The sequence below is a fragment of the Adhaeribacter terreus genome, assembly GCF_042657365.1.
GTDB lineage: Bacteria > Bacteroidota > Bacteroidia > Cytophagales > Hymenobacteraceae > Adhaeribacter_A > Adhaeribacter_A terreus.
This window is the reverse complement of record NZ_JBHSKT010000003.1, coordinates 312,137-330,651: the sequence shown is the minus strand read 5'-3', so window position 1 is coordinate 330,651 and position 18,515 is coordinate 312,137. Positions and strand designations below refer to the sequence as shown.

Annotated in this window: 17 protein-coding genes and 2 tRNA genes; 13 read left to right on the top strand and 6 right to left on the bottom strand. The window is 42.7% G+C overall.

Going from position 1 to position 18,515, the window contains the following annotated elements; all coding sequences use genetic code 11:
- Positions 1–38: 38 nt before the first annotated feature.
- From ACFPIB_RS06685 to ACFPIB_RS06665, 5 genes are all read left to right on the top strand, one after another.
- Positions 39–254, top strand: coding sequence for a hypothetical protein (locus ACFPIB_RS06685; protein ID WP_378016656.1), 216 nt, complete (start codon positions 39–41; stop codon positions 252–254).
- A complete protein-coding gene (locus ACFPIB_RS06680) occupies positions 214–1,914 on the top strand; it encodes a L,D-transpeptidase family protein (protein WP_378016655.1) in 1,701 nt (566 codons plus the stop codon). The genes ACFPIB_RS06685 and ACFPIB_RS06680 overlap by 41 nt, the downstream gene beginning before the upstream one ends.
- Before the next feature lie 662 nt (positions 1,915–2,576).
- The gene (locus tag ACFPIB_RS06675) at positions 2,577–3,005 is read left to right on the top strand and encodes a helix-turn-helix transcriptional regulator (protein WP_378016654.1); all 429 of its coding nucleotides are present in this window, start codon (positions 2,577–2,579) and stop codon (positions 3,003–3,005) included.
- Between the two features lie 433 nt (positions 3,006–3,438).
- Complete coding sequence (locus ACFPIB_RS06670; RefSeq protein ID WP_378016653.1) at positions 3,439–3,984, top strand: GAF domain-containing protein; 546 nt, start codon at positions 3,439–3,441, stop codon at positions 3,982–3,984.
- Between the two features lie 78 nt (positions 3,985–4,062).
- A complete protein-coding gene (locus ACFPIB_RS06665) occupies positions 4,063–4,416 on the top strand; it encodes a hypothetical protein (RefSeq protein ID WP_378016652.1) in 354 nt (117 codons plus the stop codon).
- 26 nt (positions 4,417–4,442) lie between these two features.
- On the opposite strand, the gene ACFPIB_RS06660 is transcribed toward ACFPIB_RS06665, so the two are convergent.
- Complete coding sequence (locus ACFPIB_RS06660) at positions 4,443–4,889, bottom strand: hypothetical protein (protein ID WP_378016651.1); 447 nt, start codon at positions 4,887–4,889, stop codon at positions 4,443–4,445.
- A gap of 168 nt (positions 4,890–5,057) precedes the next feature.
- Positions 5,058–5,131, bottom strand: a tRNA-Asp gene (locus ACFPIB_RS06655).
- Positions 5,132–5,310: 179 nt separating this feature from the next.
- On the opposite strand from ACFPIB_RS06655, the gene ACFPIB_RS06650 reads away from it, so the two are divergent.
- Positions 5,311–5,523, top strand: coding sequence for a hypothetical protein (locus ACFPIB_RS06650; protein ID WP_378016650.1), 213 nt, complete (start codon positions 5,311–5,313; stop codon positions 5,521–5,523).
- A gap of 81 nt (positions 5,524–5,604) precedes the next feature.
- Here ACFPIB_RS06650 and ACFPIB_RS06645 read toward each other — a convergent pair.
- Positions 5,605–5,678, bottom strand: a tRNA-Asp gene (locus ACFPIB_RS06645).
- A gap of 235 nt (positions 5,679–5,913) precedes the next feature.
- Between ACFPIB_RS06645 and ACFPIB_RS06640 the strand changes: the two genes are divergently transcribed.
- From ACFPIB_RS06640 to ACFPIB_RS06610, 7 genes are all read left to right on the top strand, one after another.
- On the top strand, positions 5,914–6,897 hold the full coding sequence (locus ACFPIB_RS06640) for an acetyl-CoA carboxylase carboxyltransferase subunit alpha (protein ID WP_378016649.1): 984 nt from the start codon (positions 5,914–5,916) through the stop codon (positions 6,895–6,897).
- A gap of 142 nt (positions 6,898–7,039) precedes the next feature.
- Positions 7,040–7,882 (top strand): MBL fold metallo-hydrolase, encoded by an 843-nt coding sequence (locus ACFPIB_RS06635; protein ID WP_378016648.1) that lies wholly within the window; start codon positions 7,040–7,042, stop codon positions 7,880–7,882.
- Positions 7,879–8,655, top strand: a complete 777-nt coding sequence (locus ACFPIB_RS06630; protein WP_378016647.1) for a patatin-like phospholipase family protein — start codon at positions 7,879–7,881, stop codon at positions 8,653–8,655. Before ACFPIB_RS06635 ends, ACFPIB_RS06630 begins: the two co-directional genes overlap by 4 nt.
- 70 nt (positions 8,656–8,725) lie before the next feature.
- Positions 8,726–10,402 carry a urocanate hydratase gene (gene hutU, locus ACFPIB_RS06625; protein WP_378016646.1) on the top strand — a complete coding sequence of 559 codons (1,677 nt, stop codon included), beginning with the start codon at positions 8,726–8,728 and terminating at the stop codon, positions 10,400–10,402.
- A gap of 386 nt (positions 10,403–10,788) precedes the next feature.
- Positions 10,789–11,418 carry an outer membrane beta-barrel protein gene (locus ACFPIB_RS06620; protein ID WP_378016645.1) on the top strand — a complete coding sequence of 210 codons (630 nt, stop codon included), beginning with the start codon at positions 10,789–10,791 and terminating at the stop codon, positions 11,416–11,418.
- An 81-nt stretch (positions 11,419–11,499) separates the two neighbouring features.
- Positions 11,500–12,069, top strand: coding sequence for a 1-acyl-sn-glycerol-3-phosphate acyltransferase (locus ACFPIB_RS06615; protein ID WP_378016644.1), 570 nt, complete (start codon positions 11,500–11,502; stop codon positions 12,067–12,069).
- A gap of 259 nt (positions 12,070–12,328) precedes the next feature.
- Positions 12,329–12,742: a response regulator gene (locus ACFPIB_RS06610; protein ID WP_378016643.1), complete on the top strand. Its 414-nt coding sequence runs from the start codon at positions 12,329–12,331 to the stop codon at positions 12,740–12,742.
- A 39-nt stretch (positions 12,743–12,781) separates the two neighbouring features.
- Here ACFPIB_RS06610 and ACFPIB_RS06605 read toward each other — a convergent pair whose 3' ends face one another.
- From ACFPIB_RS06605 to smc, 3 genes are all read right to left on the bottom strand, one after another.
- Positions 12,782–13,861: a PAS domain-containing sensor histidine kinase gene (locus tag ACFPIB_RS06605; RefSeq protein ID WP_378016642.1), complete on the bottom strand. Its 1,080-nt coding sequence runs from the start codon at positions 13,859–13,861 to the stop codon at positions 12,782–12,784.
- Positions 13,862–14,090: 229 nt separating this feature from the next.
- Complete coding sequence (locus tag ACFPIB_RS06600; protein ID WP_378016641.1) at positions 14,091–14,858, bottom strand: hypothetical protein; 768 nt, start codon at positions 14,856–14,858, stop codon at positions 14,091–14,093.
- Positions 14,859–14,960: 102 nt separating this feature from the next.
- Positions 14,961–18,485 carry a chromosome segregation protein SMC gene (gene smc / locus ACFPIB_RS06595; protein ID WP_378016640.1) on the bottom strand — a complete coding sequence of 1,175 codons (3,525 nt, stop codon included), beginning with the start codon at positions 18,483–18,485 and terminating at the stop codon, positions 14,961–14,963.
- Between the last annotated feature and the right edge of the window lie 30 nt (positions 18,486–18,515).

Sequence of the window (18,515 nt, the reverse complement as noted above, 5' to 3'; positions counted from 1 at the left end):
GATTTGTTTTCAATATAGAATTTAACCTATAAAACGCTATGGTTTTTCCGGTAAAAACTAAGGCTTTAATCGTAAACAAAGCGCAGTTCTATAATCAGCCGAACATTTTTATAGAGATAGAAGTAATAATTAGCAAAAGACTATACTTCAGAAAAGCAATTATACCGCAGCTTAAAACACTAGAAACTGAACTTCAACTATCCGTAAGCATTTATGAATTACCTCAGCAAAGTCAGGCTAATCCTGCTTTTTAACCTTATCTTATTTTCGAATTTCGCCTGTAATAAAAACTCCGGACAAGGTTCTGATTCATCAGAATCACAGCAAACCGATTCTTCCCGGTCAACCGCCCAACTTGCTCAGTTAGATAGCGTGCAGGTGATTGATTATGTAAAGAAGCACCCGGAATTTAAAGAGCACGAAAAACTTGTACGCGTTTTCTATCGCGACCGTGGCTGGAAATTAGGTTGGTTCAAAAATGGAAAACTGGTACCGCAGGCCAACAGTTTATTAGATTTTATCGGTCGCGCCGAAGAAGAAGCCCTGAACCCGAAAGATTACCAGTTCATGGATTACCGGAAAATGTTCAAAGATTATGAAGATACCCGCAACGAAGCCGAACGCCTCAAAAAACAGCAGGAAATTGACGTAGCGCTTACAGCCTCTTATTTCAATTACGGTTCAGATTTTTACCGTGGTATTGTAAACCCACGCAAAACCGAGGGCATTAGCTGGCGCGTAAAAAGAAACAAGATAAAGCTGAATAAAGCGCTGCAAACTATTTTAAAGGAACGCGAAAGCCGTTACCCATATTACGAATTTGCTCCGCTGCACGAAGATTACAAGCATTTAAGAACGGCTCTTAAAAGATACCGGGAAATGCAATCTAAAGGACCGTGGCCGCAAATTCCGGAAGTAAAGAACCTAAAACTCGGCGACCAATCTCCTGTAGTAAATAACGTAAGAAAACGATTGCTGTTAGAATACGATCCTGCCAAAGCCAGTAGTTTTTCAGCCAAAACCGATACCGTTTTTGATGAAAGTTTAGACCAGCTGGTTCGTAAGTTTCAGGAAATAAACGGTCTGGCGGTAGATGGTGTGGTAGGAGGAGAGACTCTGAAAGCCATGAACGTAAGCATTGATGACCGGATCGAGCAGATCATCATTAATATGGAGCGCTGGCGCTGGATCCCAAAACGATTCGGGGACAAATATATCCTGGTAAATATTCCTGAATACATGCTGCGGGTTTACGAAAACGATAAAGAAGCTCTGAATATGAAAGTTGTGGTGGGTAAAACCCTGAACTCAACCCCGATCTTCAGCGACAAACTCGAATACGTGGTATTTTCGCCCTATTGGAACGTGCCTGCATCGATCTTAGAAAACGAAGTAAAGCCAGCCATGCTGCGCAACCCAAATTTCATAGCCAGCCAGGATATGGAAATTGTAAGCGGTTCTGGTAAAAACCTGCAGCGTATTTCACCTTCTTCCATAGATTGGGCCAATGTAAACGGAAAAACGTTTAAATACCTGATCAGGCAGCGCCCGGGACCAAAAAATTCTTTAGGCTTGGTGAAGTTTATGTTTCCAAACGAATATAATGTTTACCTGCACGATACTCCGTTCGATAAACTTTTCAGCCAAACCGAACGCGGTTTCAGCCACGGTTGTATACGTTTAGAGCAACCAGCCAAACTAGCTAACTATCTGCTGAAAAATAAACCGGGTTGGAATGAATCTAAAATTGAAGAAGCAATGAACGCACGTGAAGAGCAATGGGTAAACTTGAAAGAAAAAGTACCGGTTTACATTGTTTACTTTACCAGCTGGGCCGATGCCGATGGCAACGTTCATTTCCGGAAAGATCTATACGGGCATGATAAGGATCTGAAAAACGAATATTTTAATTAAGGAGCCAATTGTAATATTAAAAGCCTGAACCGCTTGATCGCGGTTCAGGCTTTTTTTTGTTTAATTAGTAGAGTAATAAATTTTAGCGAAATAACAATTGATGTAATTATGAATCGTGATCCTATAGATATTACAAATAATAAAAATTTGATTTGGTTGAAAAGTTCAGATAATGCCGAACTAGGCTTCTGATTCTGTTAAATATTCGGCTACTTGAATATTTCTTTATAAGTTAAGAATTCAATTAATACTCTAAGTTCAGAAGTATGTAGCTGATCTGGCTGAAAGCAGGAAAATTTATAATTACTATACCTGCAAGTAAACTGACACATTGTCTATGTCATCTTTATTTAAGCTTTTCTACTACTTAGAACTCAAATTCTATATTCAATTACTTTTTTCAAGCAGATTAGACTAAAAGAAGCCAGTTTACAATTGTTTTACAGATGTAAACTTTGATTAACATTTGTAAAACAATTGTAAATAGTTCTTTGTGGGAATTTTAATTATTGATATAAATGACTAAAAGTGAGGGTTGTGAATACTGCTACATGAAGCGTTTAATAAATGTAAGTAATGATTTGTTTTAAGTAAGGCTTCTCTAGCAACAAACTTTTGTTTATCTTTAAATTTACAACAAGTACGCTTATAAATTTTCACTTTTGATAGACCGCCTGCGTAAAATAGCCACGCATTTTAATTTATCTCCAGCTGCTTTTGCTGATCTGGTAGGTGTTTCGCGCCCTGTAATCAGCCATATTTTTTCGGAGCGCAATAAGCCCAGCCTTGAAGTTGTGCAAAAGGTTGGATCTGCTTTTCCGGAGCTTAACCTGGAGTGGCTTTTATTTGGGAACGGCGAAATGCTAAAAACAGTAGCAGCGAAGCATTCAGAGATTTCCTTGCAGCCAAATACTGAGTTTGTTCCTTTAGAAGAGAAAATTGACCTCCCTAAACCTCTGGATATCCAGAAAAATCCTATTCATTTTCCTCCTGAAACTGATAAAACCTTTCAGAAAACTGAGCCGGCTAAAGTGATTAAAATTGTGCTATTTTACGCAGATAATACTTTTAGTGAATTCAAGCCCTCCTGAAATTTTAGGATATTTTTGCGTTATAAATTTCTTGTGTTATTTGAAAAAATTTATCTCTTCATCTTTAAGGTTTGAACTTGTGGAGTTTTTAACTATATAATCCTACCGTTTTTTCTGAGTTAAAAGCCTTCAAATAGTAATTATTCTGAATAATAACACGCCATTGAATTTTTAAAAGAAATTCATACAAATGTTTACCCATCATAATTTAAAATTCAAAGCAAACTTCTGGATTTCTTTGTTATTTATAGACTTTAGAAGCGCTTTTCGTTAAATATTAGAGATAATAAGCGGGGAGTGAAAAAAATATGACAAAAATGATAAAGTGTTGTAATATGGAATTGTGGCAACAGTTTTCATGTTATTTACCCGACGCAAATTTTGTGCACAGGTATTGATAGTTGAATTGATAAAGCTATATTGCATGTAGGATATGGAGATTGGGGCGTTATTATATACTACCTGGACGGAGTTTGAAAGGAATAAGCTGAATGAAGCAATAGAGTTGGTAAATAACCCGAAAGCTCATCCCTGCTTTTTTGAAGCGGTAGCCTTATATCTGTCAAATGCGCTGGATGTAGACTATGTACTGATTGGCCGGTTAAATAAGAATAAGGAACAGACCATTCGTACCCTTACCATGGTAATTGAAAAGCTAGTGGTTCCCAATGTGGAGTATGCGCTGGAAAACACACCTTGTGAGCAGGTTTTTGGGAATGAGATCTGCTGTTTTCCTTTTCAGTTACAAAATCGTTTTCCGGAAGACCGTATGCTGGTTGATCTCGGAATTGAAAGTTATATAGGCGCACCGCTTAATAACCTTAATGAAGAACCGGTTGGGTTGCTGGCCCTAATGCACCGGAAAAGTATTGTGAAAACTCCTTTCCTGGATGCACTGATCACAATCATGACGCTTCCGATAGAACAGGAGTTGCACAGGCTTAGTGCAAATAGTCAGGAATTTACAAATTGCCAATAACTTAAAGAAGTTAATTTCGTTAGTTTTTTAAATCCGAATATTTGGCTTTAATTTATTGTTAGTCAATTAAAATAAACTATGTCAAGTAGCGTTTTGCAGGCCGATATTTTAACATTTCTTACAAGCATTCAGAATGATATCCATGACATGGAGGGATTGCTTGATGCGATTCGACAGGAAAACCGCCGCGCAGAAATATACGGGCAGCAGAATATTTCTGAACTGATGGAGATCAGTGTTTATCAGTGGCAGCTCGAGCAGGTTGAAATGAAACTGAAAGCGCCTTCGCTTATAAAAATCACGTTCGCCTCAGAAGGAGAGAAGGTTCGGGAGCCCAAAACTGAAGAAGAGAAAATTGAGGCGCTCCTGCTAAATATGATCATGCGGATTATTCGCTACAACGGCCATTTAAGCAAAGAAAAGCAACAATGAGTTTTTAAGGCAATTTGTCTACCGTTTTAATCCTCCTTACTTGTGCAATCATCTTCTGAAAACCATTCGAAAGCAGAATTGGCATCTGGGAGGTAGCAAAATTTATAAGGCAGGTTCATGCCGTTCAAAACGCTGGAAATAAAACTTGAGATGTAGGTCTCATTTTCAAAATTGCCGCTGGCCAGGCGCGCCACTTTTTTTAAAGGGCATTTTAAAACTTCATTTCTGAAATAGTTTCTGGTCCAGTTCCTTTCGCCCAATTCCATAAAATCTACATCACGGGCATCAATCAGCCAGTTCTCTGTTTGATATTGTATTCCCAATCTTAACATCTCATCTAACACATGCATATATGTTTCGCTGGTTACGTGGCCATACCAGCTTAATTGCAAGGCCTTATACTTGTCGAAATACTCAATTTCATGCCCATCTTTCTGATAAACCAGCTGTGGCAAGCAAGACATGAGATACATAAGGAAGTTTTAGCTTTTTGTCAAAGATGCAGACTAAAATTTAATAAATCAAAAATATTGTTAAAACATTACTCCGGATGATTTGGAGGTACTGAATGGCAATATTTACGTGAGAATTCAGAAAGAGATATAAACGAAAAAAGCCCTTCATTTCTGAAGAGCCTTTAGCGGTCCGGACGGGACTCGAACCCGCGACCTCCGCCGTGACAGGGCGGCATTCTAACCAACTGAACTACCGGACCAGTAATTCTGAACGTTTTCACTTAGCGTTTTCGGCTGCGTTATTCCGTTTTGATGATGCAAATATAGAAGGTTAATTTTAATTATGCAATATTCAGGAAGAAATATTTTTACAAAAAACGTTAATACTTGATTCTGAGGTAGAAAATTTGCTTTTATTGGGTTTTATTTAAATGAAATTATGCAGCCAGACCGACATTACATCAAAATAAAAGCAATCGCAATTGCGTTAATAGTTGCATTAATCATTATAAGGATATCTGCTAACGGTTGGGATAGTGGTGCTTGCGATGGTGTTTTATGTGCTTTTAATTTAATAGGTCCTTTCCTTTTGGGGCTAATTACTTTTTTTATAGTGTTTTTTATATCGCTTAAAATATTGGATAAGGGCTAACCCAATTATAAAAATAGAAAAAGCTAAAAAAACGCTATAGTTTTAAATGAAAAAAGCCCTTCATTTCTGAAGAGCCTTTAGCGGTCCGGACGGGACTCGAACCCGCGACCTCCGCCGTGACAGGGCGGCATTCTAACCAACTGAACTACCGGACCAGTAATTCTGAACGTTTTCACTTAGCGTTTTCGGCTGCGTTATTCCGTTTTGATGATGCAAATGTAGAAGGTTGAAGTTTACGGTGCAATAGTTGGGTAATAATATTTTCAGCTGGTTTTTTTAAAGCGTTCATATTCAGAGAAATTATTTTTTAGCCCTTACGAAATTTGGTTAAAAATACTGTTCGCTTCGCGGAATCTTTTACTTTTGTAATACTAAAACGGAGAAAACTATATGCTCTTAGATTTTGAACAACCCATAGCCGCCCTTGAAGGCAAATTGCAGGAAATGAAAAAGCTGGCCGAAGAAAGCCAGGTTGACGTTTCGGAAGCCGTTAAAGCGCTGGAAGATAAAATAAAAACGCTCAAAAAAGAGACCTACGCCAATTTAACCCGCTGGCAGCGTGTGCAGCTTTCGCGCCACGCCGACCGACCATATACCCTGGATTATATTGAAGGCATGGCCGATAAATTTATAGAATTGCACGGCGACCGAAATGTAAGCGACGATAAAGCCATGGTAGGTGGTTTTGGTGAACTCGACGGCCGCACGGTAATGTTCATCGGGCAGCAGAAAGGCCGCAATACCAAGCAGCGTCAATTGCGCAACTTTGGAATGGCGAATCCGGAAGGTTATAGAAAAGCGCTGCGTTTAATGCTGATGGCCGAAAAATTCGGTAAACCGATCGTTACTCTCATCGATACTCCGGGCGCATTTCCTGGTCTGGAAGCGGAAGAACGCGGACAGGGCGAAGCGATTGCCCGTAATCTGAAGGAAATGTTTAACCTTACCGTACCGGTAATTTGTATTGTGATCGGCGAAGGTGCTTCTGGTGGTGCGCTGGGTATTGCCATCGGCGACCGCGTGTTCATGCTGGAAAATACCTGGTATTCGGTTATTTCGCCGGAAAGCTGTTCTTCTATTTTATGGAGAAGCTGGAATTACAAAGAACAGGCTGCCGAAGCGCTGAAACTGACCGCGCCGGATATGATGAAAAACAAACTCATAGACGGTATTATTAAAGAACCGCTTGGCGGCGCGCACACCGATCCGGGAAAAATGATAAAGACGCTGAAGAAGAAAATTCTGGATACGTTAGACGAACTCGAAGCTATGGATCCGGAAGAACGCATTTCGCAGCGCATCGATAAATTCTCGAGCATGGGCGTAGTGAATGAACTTGCCGGCGGCATCGATAAAAACTACACGATCATTTAATTTTCACGGCAATATTCCTTTTCAGTTTTTCTGAAGAGAAATATTGCCACTTCTTTTTTACAGGAAATTCTACCTGAAAACGGTATGGTTTTCAGATAAAAAAGTCGAAGAATCGCACATCAGAAATACGAAAAATCGAAAGATGAACCTGCACGTAATAGATACCGGATTTTTTAAGCTGGATGGCGGCGCCATGTTTGGAGTTGTGCCGAAAACTTTATGGCAACGCACCAACCCGGCCGATGAAAATAATTTGTGTACCTGGTCCATGCGCTGCTTATTGATCGAAGACGGCGACCGCCTGATCCTGATCGATAACGGGATTGGAGATAAGCAGGATGCTAAATTCTTCAGCCACTATTATCTGCACGGCGATGCTACTTTACAAAGCTCCCTGAAGAACGCTGGTTTTTCACCCGAAGATATTACGGACGTTTTTCTGACGCATTTGCATTTTGACCATTGCGGCGGTGGCGTGCGGTATAAAAAAGATGGTTCGGGTTTGGAGCTGGTTTTTCCGAACGCCACTTACTGGAGCAACGAAGATCACTGGAAGTGGGCAACTATTCCGAATGCGCGCGAAAAAGCCAGTTTCCTGAAAGAGAATATTCTGCCTATGCAGGAAAGCGGTCACCTAAAATTCATAAACCGGGATACGCCATCGCCGTTTAGCCAGTTCGATATTTTATATATGGATGGGCACACCGATAAAATGATGCTGCCAGTAATTCCATATAAAAACAAGCACGTGGTTTTCATGGCCGATCTGCTACCATCGGTTGGGCATTTGCCTATTCCGTATGTTATGGGTTACGATACGCGCCCGTTACTCACGCTGGCTGAAAAAGAAGATTTCCTGACCAAAGCCGCTGCCGATAAGTATGTGCTTTTCTTTGAACACGATGCGGTTAATGAATGTGCAACTGTAATGCAAACGGAAAAAGGCGTACGGCTGGAAAATACCTTTAAACTCGCCGAGCTTTGATCCCTAAACAGCAGCGGGTAGGAGTAACGTTTTCGGGAGGTGCGGCGCGTGGTATTTCACACCTAGGCGTTTTGCAGGCGCTCCGCGAATTGCATATTCCGGTAGAAGTGCTTTCAGGAACCAGTTCCGGGGCCATTGCCAGCGCTTTTTATGGTGCCGGCTACAGCCCGAAAGAGATCCTGAAAATTATTCAGCAAACCAATGTAGGCCGGTTAATGCGGCCCGCTTTCAGCCGGTTCGGGTTAATGAACCTGGACGAAGTGGAGAAAGTGCTGCTGAAATACCTCGGCGATATCAGTTTCGAAAACCTGAAATATGAAGTAGTAATTACAGCTACAGATATTGACCAGGGTGTGGTGGTTTATTTTTCGGAAGGCAAACTGATGAAACCACTTCTGGCTTCCTGTTCCGTGCCTTTGCTTTATCAACCGGTTTTATACCAGGGCAGGCAACTGTTAGATGGCGGCTTGCTGAACAACATGCCGGTAGAATGCCTGACGAACAGATGCGACTTTGTAATTGGCGTGCACTGTAATCCGTTGAACCACCAGGCGCGTGTAACCACGTTAAAAACCATGATCGAACGTACGTTTCACCTGGCTATTAACAATAATGTGCAGGCACGTTACAAATACTGTGATCTGTTAATTGAAGCGCCGGAGTTAAAAGGTTTTGGTTTGCTGAATTATACCAAATCGCAGGCACTTTTCGATATCGGCTACCAATACACCATGTCTTTGCAGGACAAGCTTAAACCTTTAGCGGCTTACTAAAAATTTGTATCTTCGCTTTCAGACTTTTTCTACCTAAAAACATACCGTTTTTCAAGCGCTTACTAATACTATGGCAACTACAATTACCGACATCTCTAAGAAAGGCAAAACTCCAACCGGATCCGAACTCAACACCAAAGGTTGGGTGCAGGAAGCTGCATTGCGCATGCTTTATAACAACCTCGATCCTGACGTGGCTGAACGCCCGGAAGACCTGGTAGTTTACGGCGGAACTGGTAAAGCAGCCCGTAACTGGGAAGCCTTCGACCTGATTGTGAAAGCGCTGAAAGACCTGGAGGAAGATGAAACGCTATTAGTACAGAGCGGAAAACCGGTTGGAATTTTACCAACGCATAAAGATGCACCGCGCGTGCTGATCTCCAATTCTATGCTGGTTCCGCATTGGGCCAACTGGAAAAAATTCCGGGAACTGGAAGCCAAAGGTTTAACCATGTACGGACAAATGACCGCCGGCAGCTGGATCTACATTGGTTCGCAAGGCATTGTGCAGGGTACTTATGAAACTTTTGCCGAAGTTGCTCGTCAGCATTTTGGTGGTTCTTTAAAAGGTACCTTGAATGTAACGGCCGGTTTAGGCGGTATGGGCGGCGCGCAGCCACTGGCTATTACCATGAACGAAGGTGTTTGTTTAGCCGCTGAAATGGAAGAATGGCGCATCCGGAAACGTCTGGAAACCCGCTACCTCGATAAAATGACCAACTCGATTGAAGAAGGCATTGAGTGGGCACTAGAAGCAAAAGCCAAAGGCGAAGCAGTTTCCATTGGTGTAGTTTGCAATGCCGTTGATCTGTTACAGGCTTTGATCGATAAAAATATTACCCCGGATACCTTAACAGATCAAACTTCGGCGCACGATGCTCTGGTTGGTTATTTCCCGGAAAACATGAGCGTGGAAGAAGCCAACGTATTGCGCCAGCAGAACCCGGAATTGTACGTAGAAAAATCGCTGGATACCATGGCCCGTCACGTAAAGCAAATGCTGGAATTGCAGAAGCGAGGCGCAGTTACCTTCGATTATGGCAATAACCTGCGTGGACAAGCACACGATCTGCGTGGCGTAGAAAATGCATTTGATTTCCCGGGCTTCGTACCGGCGTATATCCGTCCGTTATTCTGCGAAGGCAAAGGTCCATTCCGTTGGGTTGCTTTATCCGGCGATCCCGAAGATATTCGCGTTACGGACGAAGTTTTATTGGAGCTTTTCCCTGAAAATAAATCACTGGCTCGCTGGATCAAAATGGCGCAGGAACGCATTGCTTTCCAGGGTTTACCGGCGCGCATCTGCTGGTTAGGCCAGGGCGAACGCGAAATTGCCGGTTTAGCATTCAATAAATTAGTGCGTGAAGGAAAAGTAAAAGCCCCGATCGTAATTGGCCGCGACCACTTAGATACTGGTTCCGTAGCGTCACCAAACCGTGAAACCGAAGCGATGAAAGATGGTTCTGATGCCATTGCTGACTGGCCAGTACTGAATGCGATGATCAATACGGCGGGCGGCGCGAGCTGGGTTTCGTTGCACCACGGTGGCGGCGTAGGCATTGGGTATTCTATTCATGCGGGTATGGTAATTGTAGCCGATGGCACGGAAGAAGCTGAAATTCGCCTGAAACGCGTTTTACACAACGACCCGGCCATGGGCGTTTTACGCCATTTGGATGCCGGTTACGATATTGCTGCCGACACAGCCCGTAAACACCGTTTAGATATTAAAGAACGCCTGAAGTAATTTCAATTTATTGATTCATAAAAAAGCCGTTGCCTTTAAAAAGCAGCGGCTTTTTTGTTTAGACACTAATTGCAATTCCAATGAACATCAACTTGAGCGCAAGAACATTTCAACTTACGTTAAAAACATTCTTGCCAGCCGCCAACAAGTTTCTTCGATCGTACACAAAATGATAGAAATTAAAATGACAGAAATCGTAAGGAGAAATTCTAAATACTAATCACTAATCACTAATCATTATTCACTATCAAAAAACGGTATGCTTTAAACGCTAAAAACTGCCTGCAAAAATTATATAGCAAAACTTTAATAGAAGTTCGTCCTGAAATTTGAAATCGCGTATAAGGAAAGAAAAACGAAACCTTAATTCTTCAAATTACCCTTTTATGCGCAGATTACTTACGCTGGCTTTTCTCCTGACTTTTAGTTTTGCCGCTTTTGCCCAGCAGAACTCAAGTTCCCTTATCAGTGCCAAAATCAAAGACGGATCCATTATGCTGGGTGGAAATTTAGGAGCTTCTTACCAAAAGTTTTCCCGGGAAAATCTGAATACCAAAAAGAAAGAAACCGGAGACCTGATCGAAGTACGGTTCGCTACTAAAACCGGCTATTTTTTCCTGCCAGATTTCGCAGTTGGTATTAATGCAGCGGTAGAACACACCAGCATTAATATAGATTCTACGCGCTTTGGCGCTAAAAACACATATTTATTGGCTGGCCCTTTTGTGCGCTATTACCTCAATAATGGCCTGTTTGGCGAACTTAACGTAAATGCTGGCGTAAACACCGTGAAAGGTGGTAATAAAACCGATATTAAAAGTGCAGCCGTGGGCATAGGTTACGCTTATTTCCTGAACGACCGGATCGCGATTGAACCATTGCTGAGTTTTAACTACGTGCAAGGCCGGGTAGATAATCCGACCTTCAACACCAAAGACAGCCAGTTTGGCCCGGTATTGAATATTGGCGTACAGGCTTATTTGTGGGCCCCAACCCGGGTTTTACCAACGAAATAAAAATGGTATAGAAAATGAACGAAAAAGTCAGGCCGGTAAGCCTGACTTTTTTTGTGTAAAGCTGTACCATTATTTCTAACTTTGTTTTCTATTTATCAGATCATGTTCGGAAAGTTTTTAGCGAAAGTAATTTTCAAGGTAGCCGGTTGGAAACAGGTAGGTACGGTGCCACCCGAAGTTAAAAAATGCATTATGGTGGCCGCGCCGCATACCAGTAATTGGGATTTTATTTACGCCCGCGGCGCTTTTTACCTGATGGACCTGCCCGTAAAATTTACCATAAAAAGAGAAAGCATGGTTGGCCCCTTGGGCTGGCTTTTAGATAAAATGGGTGCCTTGCCAGTTGACCGTAAAAAGAACAACAACCTGGTAAACGCCATGATCGATCTGTTCAACGAACGCGAACAACTCATCATTATGGTAACGCCCGAAGGAACTCGCAAATACCAGCCGCGTTGGCGTAAAGGTTTCTACCACGCTGCTTACGGCGCCGGCGTTCCCATTGCTTTAGGTTACCTCGATTACAAGAAAAAAGAAGCCGGCGTTGGCCCGTTATTTTACCCAACTGGCGACGTGGATGGCGATATCGAAAAGATCAAAGATTTTTACCGGACCGTTACGGCGAAATATCCGGAAAATGGAGTGCGGTAGAGACGCAATATTTTGCGTCTTTGCAGGTGTGGAGATTAAATTTATCTACCCTCGGCCTGTCCCCTGTCAGGACGAAAATGGGAGCATAGGAGATGTGGTCCTGTCAGGGGACATGCCGAGAGATAGCGTTTTTTAATACGCAGGCAATGGTATTTATTTATTATTCGTTATATTGAAAATTCAACCAGCGCGTGTAAAAACGCTATGGTTCTGCCCTCAAAAACTACCTGCAAATTTTTACCACTAACGCTTCCTGAAAATGATCAGTAAAGTTTATTTGATCGATGATGACGAAGTTTGTCTGCTTTCATCGGAATATATTTTTACGGAAAACCACTACTCCAATGGCTGTTCGGTTTTTAAAGATCCCCGGGAAGCCCTGGCCGCAATAATGCAGGATCTGAAAACCGGTAACTTGCCGGAGATCATTCTGTTAGATCTTCATATTCCGGTTATGAGCGGATGGGAATTTCTGGAACAACTTAAACCTTACGAGGCGCAACTCCGAAACAAATGCTTTCTTTACATGCTTACTTCGTCGGTAAATGAAGCGGATCTGGTGCAAGCCAAAAATTACAGCCTGGTTTTCGAACTGATCCAAAAACCCTTTACGGTCGATAAATTAAACCAGATCGTTCGCGACATTGTAATTATGAAAACGAATTACGCGTAATCAGTTTACTTTCGGAATTACTTAACCTGAAATGTTCTGCTAAAATTGGGGCTGTTCCGGAAACGTAATGATAAATTTTGCGCCTTGGTTTGGTTTGCTTTCTACGCTTATTTTCCCGCCTAAACTTGTAATGTGGCTGTGTACCAAATAAAGCCCGATGCCTTTGCTATCGGAACGGTCCAGAAATTTCTGGTGCAGCCCGAAGATGCGGTCTTTTACTTTTTCCAGGTCAAAACCCTGTCCGTTATCGGTAATTATTAATTTAATCTGGCCATTTTCCTGTTCTGAATAAATGGAAATTTCCGGCGGAAAACCGGGCCGGGCGTATTTTATGGCGTTGGTGATCAGATTCAGAAAAATGCTTTTCAGGTAAACTTCATTGAAATGAACGGTTGGCGCCGCTTCAAAATTAGTCTGAATAGTTGCTTGGGAAGTTTGCACCAAAGAACTGATGGATTGCAGCACTTCCCGCAGATTTTCCGCCAGATCAATTTCTTTTATATTGGCATGTACATCGTGCTTTTCGATCAGAATATCCACGTAATTATCCATGGTTCGCCGCAGCTGGTCGCTTGCTAATTTTAGGGTTCCGACAAATTTGGCCGTTTTCTGATCTTCTATCCTCGAAACATCGATCAAACTGAAAATGGAAAGTAAATTATTGACTGGCGAACGCAGATCGTGGGAAGTGGTATACGTGAATTGTTTCAGCTCCTGGTTGATCCGGGTAAGATTTGCCAGCAACGTGTTTCGTTCTTCTTCCAGCTTTTTTTTGTGCGTAACATTCTTAGCAACGGCGAAGATCAGCTTTTCACTTTCTATTGGTTGCGAAGTCCAGGAAAGCCACACAATTTCGCCGGCTTTGGTTACGTACCGGTTTTCAAAATTGCGCAACGGTTTGGCTTTGGTTAATTCGGTCCGGACTTGCGCCGTTTGAAACTTATCTTCTTCATACACAAAATCGTTGATGGGTTTTGCCAGCAATTCTTCCGTAGTATAGCCCAGCAGCTCTGAAACGGCAGGATTTATTTTCTTGAAATACCCATCGTAACCGGCAATGCAAAGCAGATCGGCCGATAACTCAAAGAAAAGGTCGTATTTAAAGTCAGTTTCGGACATAAGTGGCATCAGAAGCAAGGGATTTTGCTGCGCCTAAATTATAAATTCCCGCAGGATATTTCGTGCGGCCGGAAATAATTATCTTCGCACGAAATACTAAAGCGTTAGTTTTTGGGCTGGAAATGATAGCGATTTGATAGGAAATTTGTGCTCGCCGCTGTTTGAAGTCGTCCTGCGGAAGACTCCAAATAACGGGGAAATCCCAACAACGGCAGAAAAATACCCCCCGCTATTTTTCCTCAAGTTTTAAAACCTGATATTGAACAATCCCTTTAATAATTTCTTGCATTGATTTTTCATAATTATTTAAAGGGAATTCTTCTTTTGGTGGAATATTAATTTCGTTATTGAGTTTTCTAACGATTATTAATTTTCTTTCAGGAAATGGGTAAATGCCTAGAGCAGGCATAACAAAATCATCCCCAATATTTTTGTTTGAGACACTAATTACAATAGGAGGTAGTTCTTTTTCTTTAAAGGTCTGATTATTTAAAATAAAAATTTTCCAAAAAATCGTTTCGCCAAATTTTAGAATATAAAAGAAATTTTTATGATCTGCATTAAAAATAATAGAAGGAAATTGAAATTTTTCAATTATTTCTATCTTTCCATTTTTAGAGTATTCATTATAAGCAATAACACTTGATTCTAATTGGGTGAAAAAGTTGCTATAAAAATATTTCCACTCCTTATTTATTGCCAGTTTTTTCTCTTCAAGTCCTAAGTTATTTTTTTGATACTCTAATTTGTAAAGTTCTTTATTATTAGAAAATTCTGAAGCCCATTGAGAATATTCATTCTTCAGTTCAGCAATTTTTTGCTCCTTTTCACTTTGTGGAATATCCTCTCTTCGAATTGATTTTAATTCATTATTAAACTCTGAAAATTTTTGGTTCAATTCCTCTTTATCTTTCTTACTATCAATTGAAGGGCCGTAGAAAGTTAGGAAAGTTCCGATTGCAATAAAGACTATACCTATAATTGTTATCCAATTCATTTAAATAATTTAAGTTAGTTTTTATTAAATCAGAAAAATATCTGGTACAAGTTAATGTATTCTTTTGAACCAACAACGAACAACTAAAAACCAACAACCAAATTAAGCCAATTGCCTCAAATCCACCGGAATCAAACTACTTACTCCAGGCTCTTTCATCGTAACGCCATACATCACATCCGTAGATGCCATTGTGCGCTTATTATGCGTTACCACGATAAACTGCGAGCTGTCGGAGAATTTCCGGATGATGTTGTTGAACTTGTCAATGTTGGCGTCGTCTAAAGGGGCATCTACCTCGTCGAAGATACAGAACGGGGCCGGCTTGAGCAGGTAAATGGCAAACAGCAGGGAAATAGCCGTTAAGGTCTTCTCACCGCCGGAAAGCTGGTTGATCGTGAGCGGACGTTTGCCTTTCGGGCGCGCCATAATTTCGATCTTCGATTCCGTCGGGTTGCTCGGGTCTACCAGGATCAGGTCGCAGCTGTCGTCTTCGGAGAACAGGCTGCGGAATACGCGGTTAAAGTTCTCCTTGATCTCTAGGAACGACGCCATAAATTTATCCTTCGCCACCGTATCGATCTCTTCAATGGTTTTTACCAGAATTTCCTTAGCGTTTAGCAAGTCCTGACGCTGCGTACGGATGAAGGTGTTGCGTTCCTCAATTTCCATATAAGCCTCGGCCGCCATCGGGTTTACCGGACCAATATTATCGAGCTGCTGCTTCACCGTCTGGATGTTCTTACTCAGTTCTTCGGTCTCGATTTCCAGCGGCTCCACGGAGTTTTGCAGGTCTTCCGGCGTTAAGTTGAATTCCGCAGAAAGGCGTTCCAGCACCGCTACCAGTTTGAGTTTGGTTTCGTTGATGGTGTTCTGCATTTGCATCATCAGGTCGTTGCCAAGCTGCTGGTTGCGCTGCATTTCCCGCAGTTGTTTTTCCTTCAGGTCAATTTCGCCGCGCAAGGTAAAGTATTGTTTTTCAACTTCTTCCTGCTGTTTCGCAGCCGCATCTTTTTCCGCCATCAGGCCAATTAAAGCATCCGAATTTTCTTCCACAAACGCTTCCGAATTTTCGATCTCGATCTGCGCGCGTTCCAGTTCTTCCTGCTGCTGCTGAATGCGAACGGTGCTGTTTTCGAGGTTTTTCTGCTTGTAAATAATTTCCTGCTGCAAGCTGCTCAGGCGGTTTTTCAGCTGGTGGTAGGTAATATTTTCCTGGTTGAAAACTGCGTTCAGCTGCCCGATAACCTCGTTTTGCTTGTTGATCTGGTCGGTTAAATTACCGATGTTTTCTTCCAGCAATTCCAGTTCTTCCTTGCCGGCTTCGGCTTCCGGACGCATTTCCTGGAACTTGTAGCGCAGGTCGTTCAGGCGTTCCTGAAGTTCGTCTTTCTGCGCCAGCTGGTTTTTGCGGTTCAACAGATACTGTTCCTGCCGAATGCGCACGCCCATCAGTTCCTGCTGCATTTCGGCCACTTTTTTCTCCATTTCGCGTACCGTTTGCGGCGCCAGCGCGGCTTTCAGGTTTTGCAAAACGAGCTGTTTGGTGTTCACCAGGCTTTTCTGAAGTTCGGTTTTTTGCTGAAGTTCCGTTAATTCTTCCGCCAGTTTTTCCAGATTCTGCGCCCGACCAATTCTGTTTCCATCGAACAAACCAACCGAACCACCCGAAACCGAAAGCGGTTTTTTAATGATCGAACCGTCGTTCAGAATGTACGTTCTGCCGTCGCCGGAAAAGAAACTTGCGTCGTGTTCGTTGCTGATAAACACGTCGTTGAGCATATAGCGCAGCAATTCGTCGTATTTCAGGTCCGCCGAAACCACTTCGTAAGCCGCCACCAGTTTGCCTTCCGAAACCGTCGGTTCCATCTCCATATCGGCAATTTCACTCAGGATAATGAAGTTGGCGCGCCCTTTATTCTGGTTGTTCAAAAGCGTAATTGCCTGCAGCGCATCTTCCGGCGTATCAACCACGAAGAAGTTCATATAAGGCTCCAGATAGCTCTCGATCAGTGCTTTATATTCCTGCTGAACCAAAATCAGGTCGGAGAGGAGCGGGGCCGGGTTGTCCCAATCCTTCGATTTCACCAGGAATTTAATGGCATCCGGGAAACCTTCCAGGTTATCGACCAGCGATTTGGTAAGCTTGTATTGGTTATTTTTGGAGTCGGTTTTACGGCTCAGTTCCGCCAGTTCCGTTTTCTCGGTCTGAATTTCGATCTCCAGGTTATTGATGTCGGTGCGGATCTGTTCCTGGTCGGCAATAAATTTTTCCAGCTCCGCATTTTTCTCCGAAAGCTCGAATTGCAGGTCGGCTAAATTTTCTTCAAACTGCCGCGCCACGTCTTCTTCCGAACCCGAAAGTTGCTCCAGTTTCTCGATCTCATTCTGCAAATTCACGATCTGCACCTGCGCAATTTCCAAATCTTTGTTCAGGTTGAAAACCGTTTGCTGCTTCGTTTTATAACGCGCCGAAACCTCTTGGAACTGGTTCTGCAGCGTGTTTTTATAAGTAGTAGCCTCGTTAATATGCACCCGCTGCGACTGCGTTTGTTCTTCCGCCGCCAGGAAATTTTCCTGCACCGCTTCCACTTCGCCTTCCAGTTGTTCAATAGAACTTTGCGTCTGCGTCAGGTTCACTTTGTCCTGCGCCAGTTGCTGCTGCAAGTTCAAAACGCGTTCCTTCAAATATCCGCAACGTTCGCTTTTCAGCTTAATATCCGCTTCCAGCTGACGAATTCTATAGGTTTGGTCGTTGATGCTTTTCTGACTCGCGCTCAGGTTTTGCTGGGTTTCGTCGAGCTGGTTTTTAAGCTGCTGAAGCTGGTCTTCGGTCTGGTTCAGGAGTTCCGAAATATCGGTTTTCTGCGTACTTTCTTTTTCCAGTTCTTTCTCCAAACGCTCCAACGTACTCTGGTGCTGCTCCATACTGCGGCGCGCATATTCCAGGCTGTACTTTTTATAATCTTCCTTCAGCTTGAAATATTTGTCTGAAATCTTCGCCTGACGTTCCAGACTTTTCAGGTTTTTCCCGATCTCGAACAGCACGTCTTCCACGCGTTCCAGGTCGGCATCGGTTTCTTCCAGTTTCTTCAGCGTCTGCTTTTTCCGGACCTTGAACTTGGAAATTCCAGCCGCTTCCTCAAACAAAGTCCGGCGCGAATTTTCCTTGTCGTTCAGAATTTCGTCCACCATTTTCAACTCGATAATGGCGTAAGAATCCGAACCGATACCGGTGTCTAAGAACAGATCGTTGATATCTTTCAGGCGGCAGGTGATGCCATTGAGCAGGTATTCCGAATCGCCGGAGCGGTGGTAGCGGCGCGTAACCGTAACCTGCGAATATTCGCTCGGCAAAATGCCTTTGTCGTTGTCGAAGGTGAGGGAAACCTCTGCCATTTGTACCGGCTTGCGGTTTTTGGAGCCGTTAAAGATCACGTTCTCCATTTTATCGGAGCGCAGGTTCCGGGTTTTCTGTTCACCCAGCACCCATCTGATCGCGTCCACAATGTTGGATTTTCCGCAACCGTTCGGACCCACAATTCCGGTAATTCCGTCGTTGAAGTTTAAGGTTACCTTGTCGCCGAAGCTCTTAAATCCTTTAATTTCTAATTTTGATACCTGCATTCCTGTAAATTTACCCCACCTAAATCCTCC

What these genes read in the sequence shown, in the direction of transcription:
- hutU (WP_378016646.1), top strand. Translation starts at nt 8,726, where the DNA reads ATGGCAACTACAATTACCGACATCTCTAAGAAAGGCAAAACTCCAACC.
- ACFPIB_RS06605 (WP_378016642.1), bottom strand. Translation starts at nt 13,861, where the DNA reads ATGTCCGAAACTGACTTTAAATACGACCTTTTCTTTGAGTTATCGGCC.
- ACFPIB_RS06635 (WP_378016648.1), top strand. Translation starts at nt 7,040, where the DNA reads ATGAACCTGCACGTAATAGATACCGGATTTTTTAAGCTGGATGGCGGC.
- ACFPIB_RS06610 (WP_378016643.1), top strand. Translation starts at nt 12,329, where the DNA reads ATGATCAGTAAAGTTTATTTGATCGATGATGACGAAGTTTGTCTGCTT.
- ACFPIB_RS06650 (WP_378016650.1), top strand. Translation starts at nt 5,311, where the DNA reads ATGCAGCCAGACCGACATTACATCAAAATAAAAGCAATCGCAATTGCG.
- ACFPIB_RS06640 (WP_378016649.1), top strand. Translation starts at nt 5,914, where the DNA reads ATGCTCTTAGATTTTGAACAACCCATAGCCGCCCTTGAAGGCAAATTG.
- ACFPIB_RS06665 (WP_378016652.1), top strand. Translation starts at nt 4,063, where the DNA reads ATGTCAAGTAGCGTTTTGCAGGCCGATATTTTAACATTTCTTACAAGC.
- ACFPIB_RS06670 (WP_378016653.1), top strand. Translation starts at nt 3,439, where the DNA reads ATGGAGATTGGGGCGTTATTATATACTACCTGGACGGAGTTTGAAAGG.
- ACFPIB_RS06600 (WP_378016641.1), bottom strand. Translation starts at nt 14,858, where the DNA reads ATGAATTGGATAACAATTATAGGTATAGTCTTTATTGCAATCGGAACT.
- ACFPIB_RS06660 (WP_378016651.1), bottom strand. Translation starts at nt 4,889, where the DNA reads ATGTATCTCATGTCTTGCTTGCCACAGCTGGTTTATCAGAAAGATGGG.
- ACFPIB_RS06685 (WP_378016656.1), top strand. Translation starts at nt 39, where the DNA reads ATGGTTTTTCCGGTAAAAACTAAGGCTTTAATCGTAAACAAAGCGCAG.
- ACFPIB_RS06680 (WP_378016655.1), top strand. Translation starts at nt 214, where the DNA reads ATGAATTACCTCAGCAAAGTCAGGCTAATCCTGCTTTTTAACCTTATC.
- smc (WP_378016640.1), bottom strand. Translation starts at nt 18,485, where the DNA reads ATGCAGGTATCAAAATTAGAAATTAAAGGATTTAAGAGCTTCGGCGAC.
- ACFPIB_RS06620 (WP_378016645.1), top strand. Translation starts at nt 10,789, where the DNA reads ATGCGCAGATTACTTACGCTGGCTTTTCTCCTGACTTTTAGTTTTGCC.